Origin of the sequence: Nitrospirillum viridazoti CBAmc (genome assembly GCF_000730165.1) — a bacterium.
GTDB lineage: Bacteria > Pseudomonadota > Alphaproteobacteria > Azospirillales > Azospirillaceae > Nitrospirillum > Nitrospirillum viridazoti.
The window spans coordinates 1,380,029-1,392,794 of record NZ_CP022111.1; the positions used below are offsets into that span (position 1 = coordinate 1,380,029).

14 protein-coding genes and 2 tRNA genes are annotated in these 12,766 nt (G+C 65.7%); 13 read left to right on the forward strand and 3 right to left on the reverse strand.

The features are described from left to right. The first annotated feature begins 507 nt into the window (after positions 1 to 507). The 5 genes from Y958_RS19305 to Y958_RS19325 all read left to right on the forward strand — a co-directional run bounded on the left by Y958_RS19305 (position 508) and on the right by Y958_RS19325 (position 4,415). A tRNA-Pro gene (locus tag Y958_RS19305) sits at positions 508 to 584 on the forward strand. 70 nt (positions 585 to 654) lie between these two features. Continuing rightward, on the forward strand, positions 655 to 960 hold the full coding sequence (locus tag Y958_RS19310; RefSeq protein ID WP_088873558.1) for an ETC complex I subunit: 306 nt from the start codon (positions 655 to 657) through the stop codon (positions 958 to 960). A 50-nt stretch (positions 961 to 1,010) separates the two neighbouring features. Next, positions 1,011 to 1,087: transfer RNA gene (locus tag Y958_RS19315), tRNA-Arg, on the forward strand. 187 nt (positions 1,088 to 1,274) lie between these two features. Beyond that, complete coding sequence (locus tag Y958_RS19320) at positions 1,275 to 2,315, forward strand: DUF2806 domain-containing protein (protein ID WP_145727670.1); 1,041 nt, start codon at positions 1,275 to 1,277, stop codon at positions 2,313 to 2,315. Positions 2,316 to 2,456: 141 nt separating this feature from the next. Then, positions 2,457 to 4,415 (forward strand): FTR1 family protein, encoded by a 1,959-nt coding sequence (locus Y958_RS19325; protein WP_244909464.1) that lies wholly within the window; start codon positions 2,457 to 2,459, stop codon positions 4,413 to 4,415. Positions 4,416 to 4,443: 28 nt separating this feature from the next. On the opposite strand, the gene Y958_RS19330 is transcribed toward Y958_RS19325, so the two are convergent. Further along, positions 4,444 to 6,198 (reverse strand): DUF885 domain-containing protein, encoded by a 1,755-nt coding sequence (locus Y958_RS19330; protein ID WP_186291351.1) that lies wholly within the window; start codon positions 6,196 to 6,198, stop codon positions 4,444 to 4,446. 261 nt (positions 6,199 to 6,459) lie between these two features. Between Y958_RS19330 and Y958_RS19335 the strand changes: the two genes are divergently transcribed. The 4 genes from Y958_RS19335 to Y958_RS19345 all read left to right on the forward strand — a co-directional run bounded on the left by Y958_RS19335 (position 6,460) and on the right by Y958_RS19345 (position 9,203). After that, positions 6,460 to 6,969: a nuclear transport factor 2 family protein gene (locus Y958_RS19335; protein WP_088873562.1), complete on the forward strand. Its 510-nt coding sequence runs from the start codon at positions 6,460 to 6,462 to the stop codon at positions 6,967 to 6,969. Between the two features lie 126 nt (positions 6,970 to 7,095). Next, on the forward strand, positions 7,096 to 7,224 hold the full coding sequence (locus Y958_RS32845; RefSeq protein ID WP_276328586.1) for a hypothetical protein: 129 nt from the start codon (positions 7,096 to 7,098) through the stop codon (positions 7,222 to 7,224). A 192-nt stretch (positions 7,225 to 7,416) separates the two neighbouring features. Further along, positions 7,417 to 8,235: a class I SAM-dependent methyltransferase gene (locus Y958_RS19340; protein WP_088873563.1), complete on the forward strand. Its 819-nt coding sequence runs from the start codon at positions 7,417 to 7,419 to the stop codon at positions 8,233 to 8,235. 92 nt (positions 8,236 to 8,327) lie between these two features. Further along, complete coding sequence (locus Y958_RS19345; RefSeq protein WP_088873564.1) at positions 8,328 to 9,203, forward strand: class I SAM-dependent methyltransferase; 876 nt, start codon at positions 8,328 to 8,330, stop codon at positions 9,201 to 9,203. On the opposite strand, the gene Y958_RS19350 is transcribed toward Y958_RS19345, so the two are convergent. Then, positions 9,200 to 10,117, reverse strand: coding sequence for a DMT family transporter (locus Y958_RS19350; RefSeq protein WP_088873565.1), 918 nt, complete (start codon positions 10,115 to 10,117; stop codon positions 9,200 to 9,202). The two genes, Y958_RS19345 and Y958_RS19350, sit on opposite strands and share 4 nt — an antisense overlap. A 154-nt stretch (positions 10,118 to 10,271) precedes the next feature. Between Y958_RS19350 and Y958_RS19355 the strand changes: the two genes are divergently transcribed. Continuing rightward, positions 10,272 to 10,688: a hypothetical protein gene (locus Y958_RS19355; protein WP_088873566.1), complete on the forward strand. Its 417-nt coding sequence runs from the start codon at positions 10,272 to 10,274 to the stop codon at positions 10,686 to 10,688. 89 nt (positions 10,689 to 10,777) lie between these two features. Continuing rightward, a complete protein-coding gene (locus tag Y958_RS19360; RefSeq protein ID WP_211098624.1) occupies positions 10,778 to 11,002 on the forward strand; it encodes a flavin reductase family protein in 225 nt (74 codons plus the stop codon). Positions 11,003 to 11,149: 147 nt separating this feature from the next. Here Y958_RS19360 and Y958_RS19365 read toward each other — a convergent pair whose 3' ends face one another. Then, the gene (locus tag Y958_RS19365) at positions 11,150 to 11,518 is read right to left on the reverse strand and encodes a hypothetical protein (RefSeq protein ID WP_088873567.1); all 369 of its coding nucleotides are present in this window, start codon (positions 11,516 to 11,518) and stop codon (positions 11,150 to 11,152) included. A gap of 271 nt (positions 11,519 to 11,789) precedes the next feature. Here Y958_RS19365 and Y958_RS19370 point away from each other — a divergent pair, with 271 nt between their 5' ends. Together Y958_RS19370 and Y958_RS19375 are read left to right on the forward strand one after the other, a co-directional pair. After that, positions 11,790 to 12,362 carry a flavin reductase family protein gene (locus tag Y958_RS19370; RefSeq protein WP_211098625.1) on the forward strand — a complete coding sequence of 191 codons (573 nt, stop codon included), beginning with the start codon at positions 11,790 to 11,792 and terminating at the stop codon, positions 12,360 to 12,362. Between the two features lie 187 nt (positions 12,363 to 12,549). Beyond that, on the forward strand, positions 12,550 to 12,756 hold the full coding sequence (locus tag Y958_RS19375) for a hypothetical protein (protein ID WP_088873568.1): 207 nt from the start codon (positions 12,550 to 12,552) through the stop codon (positions 12,754 to 12,756). Positions 12,757 to 12,766: the final 10 nt, after the last annotated feature.

Sequence of the window (12,766 nt, forward strand, 5' to 3'; positions counted from 1 at the left end):
GGGGTTGCCCGGGGGCGCTACGCTGGTATGGACGCCATCAACCTCCTCTGATGGACGGTTAGGTTCGGCCGGCTAACCGCAGAAACCGTGCCAACCGCCCGCAGCGATATTTACGCATCTGTAAATAAAGAGGTTTTCCGGTCCCGGACGGCCAACAGCCGCAGGAATGCGAACAATTGGGGCGGTCGGAATTTCCCGCCGCCCGGTCAAAATTGCCGGGTGAAGCAGCCCAGGGCGGTCGGGATTTCCTGGTTGTCGGCCCGAAATTGGCGCCGCCTGCGCCCCGCCGGGCCCCAGACAAGGCCATGGCCCCGGGCCTGGGGGCCGACCCCAGCCGCCGCCGCGGCGCTTTTTGCCGGGCGCCGCACCACTCTTTCGTGCGTTGGGCGGCGAGGATTTCAGCTGATGAACTGAGACGCGGGGCGGGCCAGGGTTGCCGCGCGCCGGGCCGCTTTCCTGATTGACCATGGCCCCGCGAACCGCGTAAACCCTAGCTCGCGATGGTTTCGGGGCGTAGCGCAGTCTGGTAGCGCGACGGTTTTGGGAACCGTAGGCCCCCGGTTCGAATCCGGGCGCCCCGACCATCGCCCGGACCGGCGCTGGCATGGCGACGGCAGGCAACAGGTGTTTCGTTCAACCGGGGACGTTCCAGAGATGCAGGTTCGTATCTATCAGCCGGCCAAGACGGCCATGCAGTCCGGCCGGGCCAAGACCCATGCGTGGATCCTGGAATATGAACTGGCCACCGCCCGCCGGCCGGAGCCGCTGATGGGCTGGACCAGCTCGGGCGACACCCTGAACCAGGTGAAGCTGACGTTCGACAGCGCCGAAGAGGCCATCGCCTACGCGACCCGCAAGGGGTGGGCCTACGAGGTCATCACCCACAACGACCGCATCGTCCGGCCGAAGAACTACGCCGACAACTTCCGCACCGACCGTCCCCGCGTCGGCCGCTTCTGATCCTTTCCTGATATCGGGCGCCCCGGCCCTCGGGCCCGGGGCCGCCTCCGGGCCCCATAGCTCAGTTGGATAGAGCAACCGCCTTCTAAGCGGTAGGTCGCTGGTTCGAATCCAGCTGGGGTCGCCATTGATAGAACGCTCGTTAAGCGATTCAATTGCTTGACGAGCGTTTCTTGTTTTAAATCCGAGTCTTGCTTAGATGCACTGAATATAACCTGCCCTTGCCAAAGACTACTATAAGATGTAAAATCTTTCCAGATAATCGCCAAACGGGCAATTTGGCCACGGGAAGCTAATCGGTTGGGAGGGCGAAGTTGGAAAAGGACCATCTAGACAAAGAGCTTACTATTTCCGCCGAAATCACTCCATCTGGAATTAAAGCTGCGGCCAAACTCAGAACTCTAGCAGCGGTTGATCGACTCCTTGGCAGCGCATTTGACAGAATCAGCGCACCTATCGAGGCCAAAACGGCGGAGCTTCGCGCAGAGGCCGCTAATAGGGTGCAATTAACGAAAATTATAACAAGTACTTTGATTGAGAAAATAAAATCTGATCCAGATTTCGCCGCAGCTGTTGTTGAGAAACATCTTCATTCCGTCTTCAGACGCCATGAGAAAATGGCCACTCTCGTCGAAGCGTCCTTGGATGACCTCAAACGTTTGCCGCCAACTGCTGAAGAAGCGCTTGAGGGTGGCGAGAGTCTCAGCTCAGCATTCTTAGACCGCATAGAACGATATGCAGAAGACTCCACAGAAGACCAAATTCGCGAAAAATGGGGCCGTATCTTAGCCCAGGAAATTCGCAAACCCGGCACATTCGCAGCAAAAGAATTGCGAATCTTAGACGAAATTGATGGGAAAACTGCTTCTCTCTTCGAGCGCATCTGCCAATATCGGATTGATAAATTTATCATTAAAGATTTTTCTGGAGATCTTCCACTCTCTGAAATTGAAGATCTAGCCTCAGCCGGCCTCTTGTCAAATCCGGGACCTACGGGTCATTCGGTAAGATTTACCGAACAACCTAGCGAAACAGGGAGATTGTTGTTTATTCCTTTTGGAAATTCAGCGATTGGCACCCCTTATGCAGGCCCACCCCCCAGTAATTTAGCCTACAAAAACCTAATAAATATGAATGACCAGAATCTAATGTTACATGTATATATATTAACCTCATCTGGACACAGAATATCTTCAATACTTGAAGATAAATCTGACAATAACTTAGAACGCCTGTGTGAAAGATTGGCCGGATGCTTGGCGCCAAGCGAAGTTATCAGGTACAAAGCCGTCGATGGGCGTTATCAGATTGCTTCAATCCATAAAAATTCAGCAGAATCAGAAAAAGATAACTGAGTATTATCTTCATAAATTGGACCCTTTGCAGTAAATTCCTTGCCATTGCTGCATCTACGATGCATCCGGTCACGCCGCGCCCGCAAAGCAGACACGCGCCGGCCCATGCTTGCAAAGAGGCCGGCGACGGAGTTACTGAGAATGACTCGCACTTCTCAGCCGGGCCGCATCATGGTCAGAGCGCATCACCTCCTCGCCGTCGCCTTCATGCTGCTGGGCCTGGCTACCGCACTGCCTGCCCAGGCGGCGGAACCGGCCCCAGCACAAACCATCTGGCGGCTGCTGGACTATGTGGCGGTGGATTATGCCGGCGCCGTGGCCGACGGCCGGGTGACCAGCGAGAGCGAATATGCCGAGCAGGCGGAGTTCGCGGCCAGCGCGCGGGAGCGGATGGCCGAGCTGCCGCCCACCCCCGTCCTGCCCCAGTTGCAGGCCCAGGCCGACGCGCTGAAGGCCGCCATCGCCGCCAAGGCGTCCCCGGTCGAGGTGGCGGGCCTGGCCCGCGCCCTGGGCCGGGATCTGCTGGCTGCCTACCCCGTGCCGCTGGCGCCGACCACCCCGCCGGACCTGGCGCGGGGCCGGGCCCTTTACGCGGAGAATTGCGCCGCCTGCCACGGCGCCAAGGGCCATGGTGACGGCCCGGTGGGCGTCACGCTGGACCCCAGGCCCGTGGCCTTCAGCGACGCGGAGCGCGCACGGCAGCGCAGCGTCTTCGCCCTGGAACAGGTGATCGAGCAGGGGCTGGACGGCACGCCCATGGTCAGCTTCGCCCACCTGCCGGCCGACGACCGCTGGGCCCTGGCCTTCATCGCCGGCGGCTTCGCCTTCACGCCCGGCGACATCCAGGCGGGCGAGGCGCTGTGGCGCGCGCGGCCGGACCTGCACGCCCTGTTTCCCAATCTGGAGGCCCTCACCCAGACCTCGCAGGCCGCTTTGGAAGAGAAGGTGGGCGCCCACGACGCCCAGGCGCTGCTGGCCTACCTGCGCGCCCATCCCGACGCGGTCATGCCCAAGGCCAACGACAGCCTGGCCATCGCGCGCGCCAAGCTGGGCTTGGCCGTGAAGGCCTATGAGGCCGGCGACGCCAAGGCGGCGGGCGACCTGGCCCTGGCCGCCTACCTCGACGGGTTCGAGCCGGTGGAGCCCATCCTGAAGGCGCGCGACGGCGGCCTGATGACCCGCGTGGAAAGCGCCATGGGCGCCTTCCGCGGCGTCATCGGCCAGGGCCGGCCGGCAGACGAGGTGCGCGCCCAGGCCCAAGCCATCACCGGCCTGCTGACCGAGGCGGAGCATGCGCTGTCCCCAGCCGCCGCCAGCGACGCTTCCACCTTCGTCGGCGCCTTCACCATCCTGCTACGCGAAGGGCTGGAAGCCTTGCTGATCGTGGTGGCGATGATCGCCTTCCTGCGCAAGGCCGGGCGCGCGGACGTGCTACGCCATGTCCACCTGGGCTGGACCACCGCCCTGGCGGCCGGCCTGGCGACGTGGGCCGCAGCGACCTACCTGGTGTCCATCAGCGGCGCCAGCCGGGAACTGACGGAGGGCCTGGGCTCGGTGTTCGCCGCCGTGGTGCTGCTGTCGGTGGGCGTGTGGATGCACGGCAAGTCCCAGGCCGGCGCCTGGCAGCTGTACATCAAGGAGAAGCTGTCCCACGCCCTGTCGCGGCAGTCGGCCTGGTTCCTGTTCCTGCTGACCTTCGTCGTGGTCTATCGCGAGGTGTTCGAGACCATCCTGTTCTACATGGCGCTGTGGGCGGAGGGGGCGCACATGGCGGTGCTGGCCGGCGCCGGGGCGGCCGTGCTGCTGCTGTCCGGCATCGCCTGGGGACTGCTGCGCTACAGCCGCCGCCTGCCCATCGGCGCCTTCTTCGCCTGGAGTTCCGGCCTGATGGCCGTGCTGGCCGTGGTGCTGGCCGGCAAGGGCGTGAAGGCCCTGCAGGAGGCCGGCTGGCTGGACGTCATCCCCCTGGCCCATGTGCCCAGTGTGGAGATTGTGGGCCTGTTCCCCACGGCGCAAACCGTGGCGGCCCAGGCGGTGATGGCCGCCGCCCTGGCCGCCGGCTTCGCGTATAACGCCCTGCGGGCTGGCCGGAAAGCCTAGACTGTCCCCCAAGCCGCCAGGCGGCGGGTCAGGGCTTGGCCCCCTGCCGGGCCAGCCAGCGCCCCATCTGATCGTGCAGGATGTCCATGGGCATGGGGCCGTCGTCCAGCACGGCGTCATGGAAGGCGCGGATGTCGAAGCGGGCGCCCAGCGCCTGCTCCGCCCGCCGCCGCTCCGCCAGGAACTTCAGCTCGCCCACCTTGTAGGCCAGGGCCTGGGCCGGCCAGGCGATGTAGCGCTGCGTCTCCCCCAGCACCACGCGTTCCGGCAGGGCCGTGTTGTCGCGCAGGCAGCTGGCGGCCTGCTCCGCACTCCACCCCTTCCAATGGATGCCCACGTCCATCATCAGGCGGCAGGCGCGCCACATGTCGAAGGACAGCCGACCGAAACGTTCGTAGTCCGTGCGATAGACGCCCATGTCCTCGCCCAATTGCTCGGAATACAGCGCCCAGCCCTCGATGAAGGCGGTGGGTTCGTCCTTGCGGCGGAAGGCCGGCAGGTCCGTGCGTTCCTGGCCCAGGGCGATCTGCAGGTGGTGGCCGGGCACGCCCTCATGCAGGATCCAGGACGGCAGGCCGAACAGCGGGTCGCCGAAGGATTTGGACCCCACCACCACGCGACCGGGCACGCCCTTCACCGGGTCGCCCAGGTCATAGCCGCTGGACGAGCCCTCCTGCTCCGGCGGCTTTTGCCGGATGGTCCAGGTCAGGCGCGGCAGCTTGCCGAACCATAGGGGCAGCAGGCCATCGATGCGCTTGCCAATCTCGCTGGCCTTTTCCACGTAGGTCGCCAAGTCCGGGGCGTAAAATTGCTTGTCCGTGCGCAGCTTGGCGATGAACTCAGGCAATGTGCCGGTGAAGCCGGTGGCCCGCATCGCGGCCTCCATCTCCCCCCGGATGCGCGCCACCTCACGCTCCCCCAGCGCGAACACGGCGTCGGGCGTCAGGTCGGTGGTGGTGGAGCGGCGCACGGCGTAGGCGTAGTACTCCCGCCCGCCCGGCAGGCTGCTGGCGCCCAGCGTGTCGCGCGCATGGGGAACGTAGTCCTGCTCGAAGAAGGCCACCAGCTTCGCCTGCGCCGGCTTCACCGCCTGGGTCACCGCCGCCAGGGCGTCGGCGCGCAGGGCCGCTTGGCGATCGGCCGGGATGGTGGCGGGCAGGACCTTCAGCGGCCCCAGCAGGGGGCTGGCCTCCGCCGGCTGGTCGGCCGCGATCTTGAGGATGTTGAGGACGGAGGTGGCGGTGGGGCGCGGCTGGACAAAGCCGGTTTCCAGCCCACGCCGCATGTTGGCGATCTGCTGGTCATAATAGACGGGCAAGGCCCTGAGGCGCGCGATCCAGGCCTGGGCGTCCGCTTCCGTCCGGATGACGGTGGTGGCGGCAGCGTAGTTGGCGGTGTTGAAGAAGCCGTCGCCATTGTCGAAGGGGATGCGGTCCTCATCGAACCTGGCAGCTTCCACCAGCACGCCCAGACGCCAGTCCAGCAGGCGGCGGGTCAACGCCTCCTCGCCATCGGGAGCCGAGGGCGGCAGCCCGTCCAGGCGGGCCTTCAACGCGGCATAGCCTTGGGCGCGGCGGTCGGCGGCGGCCTTGCTGACGTCCGGCCAGCCGGGCCCGTCGGTACCGTCCGTCTGACGGGCCAGCGCCTCATAGTCGGCGATGACGGCGTCCACGCCGCCGGCGGGCTTGGCGATCGGGATGCCGGGCTTGGCCCCGGCGGGAGAAGTGGCGGGGGACACCGCCGCCAGAGTGAATACCAGCGCCACCGCGGTACGGTTCATCATCGCCCCCTGCTGCCCATCATTTCCCCCAGGGTCGATGATGGGATATTGTATGTCAAATATTTTATACGATGCTGTCATGGCGCGCCCGGGACCGGAGTATCCATCCGTATAAGCGTCATGGCCCCAACCCTTCCACGCCACCACCCCAGAGTCGCCACAATGCCCGTGCAGGTAAAGGGGCGACGCGGGGATGGGGGCGTGATGGGGTATTCGCCCTGCCCGCCCGCCTTCCCCCGTCGCCCAGTCCCCGATGAGGAAGAGATGCGCCTGACACTCCGTGCCCTGGCCCTGGGCGTCGCGCTGGCCGGTTCCGGCCTGGCGTCGTCCCAGGCCGCCCCACCCCCGGCCAACCAGGCGGCCGGCGCCACCAGCACCCGCATCCCCGACAGCGCGGCGGAAGGCGAGGCCAACCGCCAGACGGTTCTGGCCTTCTACGACGCCTTCTTCAACAGGCACGACCTGTCCGCCGCCGACCGCTACGTCGCCCTGGACTGCCGGGAGCATACTCCCGGCCTGGCCGATGGACGCCGCGCCCTGCAGGACGCCTACGCCACCTTCTTCCAGCATCATCCCGACGCCAAGGTGGAGGTGGTTCGCAGCATCGCCCAGGGGAATCTGGTCGTGCTGCATGTGCACGCCATCCCCGGCCCGGACGCCCAGGGCACAGCGGTGGTCGACATCTTCCGTGTGCTGGACGACAAGGTGGTGGAGCACTGGTCCGTCAGCCAGCCGGTGCCGGCCAGCGACCCCGACGGCAAGGGCGTGTTCTGAAGCCCCGCCCTTGACGCCAGCGGCGCGGGGCTTAGTCAGCGGGCCCGCACCATCCAGCCCCTTCGGCCCGCCGTCCATGTCCTCCCCAGCCTGCCTGAGGCGACCGGGCTGGACATCCCCGCCGCCGTGCTGGCGGTAGCGGCCTTCATCGCCCTGCGCCATACCCGCCTGGGCCTGCTGCCTATGCCGGCCGCCTGCGCCATGGTGGGGGTGCTGCTGGGCGCTTCAGCGCCTGTAGCCGAACATTCGCGTTAAGATCGGGAATAACCACCTCGTAATGGTGGCGATGAGGCCTATCTCAACCATCCGTCTTTCCACTCATCCGGCCTTGCCGTAGCATATTTGTCAGGCAGGTGGCGCCATAGCCCCCCGGCTTCAGACGCCGCTGGTTACAGGAAGAAGCGCCCGTGCCCAGCAGCTTTTCCTCAATAGGAACTGTGAGTGAAGATGCCGAATATGGAGATCCCGCGCGCCAGCTTGGCGGGCCAGCAGGTTTTCCCCTTTTCGCCACGCGACAGCGGGTATCACGAAACAATCGACGGGCGCCTGAACGCCATATGCAATGTATGCGGGACGCGTGGGGATATTGTCGGTTTCCGTGAGGATGATCAGCGGGAGTCGGGGTTCTGTACGGCGTGTGGCTCATTCTGCCGCCAGCGCCAGATGATGAAGGTCTTTCGCGCCCTGACAGGGCAAAGCGAAAGCGGGCCCCTTGATTTTCCGGAACTCTTCACCGTGTATAATACAGAGTCCCGGCGCGCCGTGCATGATCTCCTGAGCCGCCTGCCCGGTTACGTCTGTTCGGAATATTTCGGCCCGGATATTCCCAGCGGCCCTCATGTCGGTGCCGTGCGCCATGAGGACCTTCAGCATTTATCCCTGCCATCCAGCGCCTTCGACATTGTCATGTCCAGCGATGTCTTTGAGCATATTCCCGACCCCTATGCCGCTCACCGGGAGGTTTTTCGAGTGCTGAAACCGGGTGGGAGGCACATCTTCACTTTACCTTATCATGTGGGCGAAGCACTCGACGACGTACGGGCCTTCGCGGCGGGCGGGCATGTCACGTATCTGAAAGAGAAAATATTCCACGGTGACCCAGTTCGGCCCGACGAAGGCGTGCTGGTTTGGACAATTCCCGGTTTGCAGATGTTCGTCAAATTGGCCGAAATCGGCTTCCGGCCGGCCATGTATCACCTCCACGACCCCCAGCACGCCATCATCGGGCCATGGTCACTGGTGTTCGTCGCGGAAAAGCCCCGCTGATCGCTCGTTCGCGCCCGCCTGTATCGCCTGTGGGCCCATCCCTGCGACGACTTGGCCGACTGGCTGCACACCATAGCCGGAAACCCTGTTTCATGAGCCCTGACAGCCCGCCACCCAAACGGCCCCCCGGCCTGACCGATCCGGGCCGGACCCATCCAGGCCGGACCCATCCGGGCCTGACGGGCGTGCCGGAAACCATGTTGTGGACCCTGCACAATCGGGCGGCGGAGGCCATGCGGCCCAATGCCCGTTTCCACGACCCGGAGGCGGTGCGCATCTACCTGGCCCTGGCCTATGATTATGAACGCCACTTCGGCCGGGCCGACGGCTCCCACGCCATGCGCGCCGCCGCCATCGATGCCATCCTGCGCCGCTGGCTGGAACGGCATCCGGACGGCACCATCGTATCCTTGGGCGAAGGGCTGGAGACGCAGCGCCACCGCGTGGACAATGGGCGCCTGAGCTGGCTGACGGTGGATTTGCCGGAGGGCATCGCCCTGCGCGACCATTTCCTGCCGCCTGGCCCCCGCGTGCGCCACCTGGCGGCCGACGCGCGCAACCCCGCCTGGATGGACGCGGTGACAGGCGATGGCCCCGTGCATATCGTCGCCCAGGGGCTGTTCATGTACCTGCCCGAGGCCGACGTGCGCCGGCTGGTGGCCGCCCTGGCCCGGCGCTTCCCCGGCGGACACCTGGTGTTCGACACCGTGCCCGCCTGGCTGTCGCGTCTGACCCTGCGCGGCCTGCACCGCACGCCGCATTACCGCATCCCGCCCATGCCCTGGGGCATCGACGCCGACGCCGTGGATCCTACCCTGCGCAGCTGGTCGCCCCAGGTGGCGGTGGTGGAGACGCTGGACTACCGCATGCCGCGCGGCCTGCCCCGCCTGATGGACACGCTGTTCCGCCTCACGCCCGCCCTGCGCCACAAGCTGCCCGGCCTGGTGCGGGTGGAGTTTGAGGGTTAGCTGGCAGTCGCCGGGGCGGTGTCCGCCTCCGGCTTGCGCCAGGTCTTGGGCCCCAGCACCAGCAGGTTGCCCGCCACCGCGAGCGCCAGGCCGATGAAGGCCGCCGCCGACCAGTGATAGCCCTCGAAAACGGTGGAGATGATCAGCGCCAGGATAGGGATCATCACGGCGACGTAGCCGGCGCGGTCCGCCCCGATGCGGCCGATCAGGGAGAAGTAGGCCAGGAAAGCGATGACCGAGCCGAACAGGGCCAGGTAGCCCAAGGACGCGGCGTAACTGAGGCTGGCCGGAAAGCTGAAGACGGCGCCCCGGGCCAGGGCCACCCCCACCATGAGGACGGCGCCGAAGGCCATGCTCCACGCTGTGGCCGGCAGCAGGGGGACGCCCAGCTTGGCGCCGCGCTGCACCCAGATACTGCCCAGCGATGAGCTGACGTTGCTGAGCATGACCAGGGCCAGGCCCACCGCCGCCTTGCCCGTCAGGCCGTCCATCCGCAGTTCCGGCAGGAACAGCAGCACGACCCCGCTCATGCCGACCAGCCCGCCCAGCAGCACCAGGGGGCGGATGGGCTGGCGCAGGAAGATGCGGGCGTTCAGCACGTTCATGAGGCTGAGGGCCGAGCCCGCCACCGCCACCAGGCCGGACGGCAGCCGCTCAGTCGCCAGATAGACCAGCAGGTAGTTGGTGGAAAAAGTGAAGGCGCCGACCAGGGCAACCTGCCGCCAGGCGTGCCGGGGCGGGATCACCTTCTGCCCCCGCGCCACCAGCCAGCCCATGAGCAGCACGGCCGCCAGGCCGAAGCGATAGGCCACCGACACCGCCGGATCCACGGCCCCCAGCTGGAACTCGATCACATACCAGGTCGATCCCCAGATGAGGACGGCGGTCAGGTACAGGCCCAGGATGGGGGACATGGCGGCAACCCGTGAACGGCATGGCGCCGGCCACCGCCGGCGCGGGCGGCAACGTTAGAGCGAGGGGCCCGCCCGGCCAATCCGTTTCTTGTGCCGGTGACATTTTTCAACGGTTGCCTGAGACTGCTGCCCGTTCAGCCACAAGGCGTTACGCATGTTCATCTTCACCGGCCTATTCGCCGACCCCGCCGAAGGCTTGCCCGAGCAGTTTGCCCGCCTTTGGCCCGGGCTCGACATCATCCGTATCGATCGGCCAATCGTGGCGATCGCGGCGCGGTTCGATCCACATCTGGATGATGAAGCCATGGACCGGGCGGTCCCCCTGGTCGAGGCCTTGTCGGCGCGCCATCCCGCCGGCCGTTTCCTGCTGCTACACACCGAGTGTTTCGGCGGCGATTGCGGATACAGGGGCCAGATCCTCCAGGACGGCCGGACAGTCTTGGAGGCGGATGGGGACGGGGCGGCGCTGCGGCGCCTCATTGGATATTGGGGTATCGACCTGGGGCCGCAGGCGCGGTTCGAGCCCCTACGGCGGGATTTTCCGTGGCGCCAGGAAACGCCCCCAGGGTGAGCCTCACCCACTCGTGAGCGTTGTCCGTGACGGCTGGCGCCGGATGGGCTGCCTCTGCCGCAATTCCCCGTTGCTAGAAAGCCAGCCCCGTGGACGCCGCCTTCATCCAACCCGTCGACCTCGCCAAAGCCTACCGCCTGCTGAACCACGGCCCCACCGTGCTGGTCTCGGCCCACCATGGCGGGACGGACAACGTCATGGCCGCCGCCTGGGCCTGCCCGCTGGATTTCGACCCGCCCAAGGTCACCCTGGTGCTGGACAAGGCCACCGCCACCCGCGCGTTAGTGGAGGGCAGCGGCGCCTTCGCCCTGTAGGTGCCGGCGCGGGCGGCAACGTTAGAGCGAGGGGCCCGCCCGGCCAATCCGTTTCTTGTGCCGGTGACATTTTTAAAAACGGGAGATGCCGGCGTCGCCAAACGGCGCGGCCGGCACCCCGATCCCGTACTGTACGATACGAATGGATCAGCTGCCGCAGCTGGGCGTCACCGCACCCGTCGCCGAGACCTGGCGGTTGGTGGTGACCCTCACCTGCCCACCCGAGGCGATGGACATGTAGCCCGGAACGGCGCCTGCCCAATGATAAGCGCCGTCCTTGAGCGGCAGGTTGGTCCCCAGCCGCACCGACGCGCCACCGCCCGGCGGCAGGTAGTCGATGGTCACGGCGGTGGCTGGCAGCTTGGGCGTGGAGGTTACGGTGCCGTCGACGGACAGCAGGCAGGATGCCGCCGCCGTCGGCGTGTTGACGACGATGTCACTGTCGGCCGCCCAGCATGCGGCCGGAACAAGGAACGAGGCCGCGGCGCAAACCGCGGCGAATACCGATTTCCACATAATTATTTTCCTTCCATATCCTGCCGGGAATAGGGCTTCGTGAACCCCACCCTGTGTCGGCATGTTATCCATACCTATCCGGCGGCAGAGGCCCCGTCGCCGGCCACACAACCGTACGGTAGGGGCCGCTTATTTCCTTCTTCCCTTATTCTTCCGCCCGCCTTTGCGCAGATTCCCGTTAAGCGCGCAGCGGCGCGCCCATCAACGATGACGTCGGCCATCGGATGGGTTACCTCTGCCGTGCGCAGCCCACCGCCAGAGAGGCAGATCCTTGGAAATCGCCCCTATCCAACCCGTCGACCTCGCCAAAGCCTATCGCCTGCTGAACCACGGCCCCACCGTCCTGGTGTCGGCCCACCATGGCGGGACGGACAACGTCATGGCCGCCGCCTGGGCCTGCCCGCTGGACTTCGACCCGCCCAAGGTCACCCTGGTGCTGGACAAGGCCACCGCCACCCGCGCGTTAGTGGAAGGCAGCGGCGCCTTCGCCCTGCAGGTGCCGACGCGGGCGCAAGCGAGCCTGACCCGCGGCGTCGGCGGCGAAAGCCTGGCAGACGCACCCGACAAGCTGGCCCGCCACGGGGTGGAACTGTTCCGCATGGACGGCCATGTCCCGCCCCTGGTCGCCGGCTGCGCCGCCTGGCTGTCCTGCCGCGTCATCCCCGAGCCGCACAACCAGCAAACCTATGACCTGTTCATCGGCGAGGTGGTGGCCGCCTGGGCCGACGCCCGCGTCTTCAAAGACGGGCACTGGATGTACGAGGCGGCCGATCCCGCCTGGCGCAGCCTGCACCACGTGGCCGGCGGCCATTTCTACACCATTGGCGATCCCATCAGCGGGTGAGGCCTGCGCCGGTGCGATGGCTTAACCATCAGCCTGTGCAAAAAATTCAAACGCGCCGCCCCAGTCGTTAGCAACCTGTTCATCTTCCCGGGCGTAAAAATAACGTCATGAGCCGCAACGCGCTGCTTCCCGCCTTAATCCTTCCACAATAAAGGACGATGGTTGGGGAAGTTTAGGAGTAGGGATCATGACCGCCGTGTTCAATAAAGATCGCCTGGTCACTTTGAGCCTGTGGGTGCTGCTGTTGAGCATCGCCTGGTCCCTGCCGGTGATCAGCTATATGCGTTCGGAACACGAACGCGCCCTGGTCAAGGCCGGCCACTACTATAAACCCGCCTTCCCGGCCGAGTTCTACGTGAACCAGCAGCCCTCCAGCGCCGTCACCCCGCGCTAAGTATTCCGCC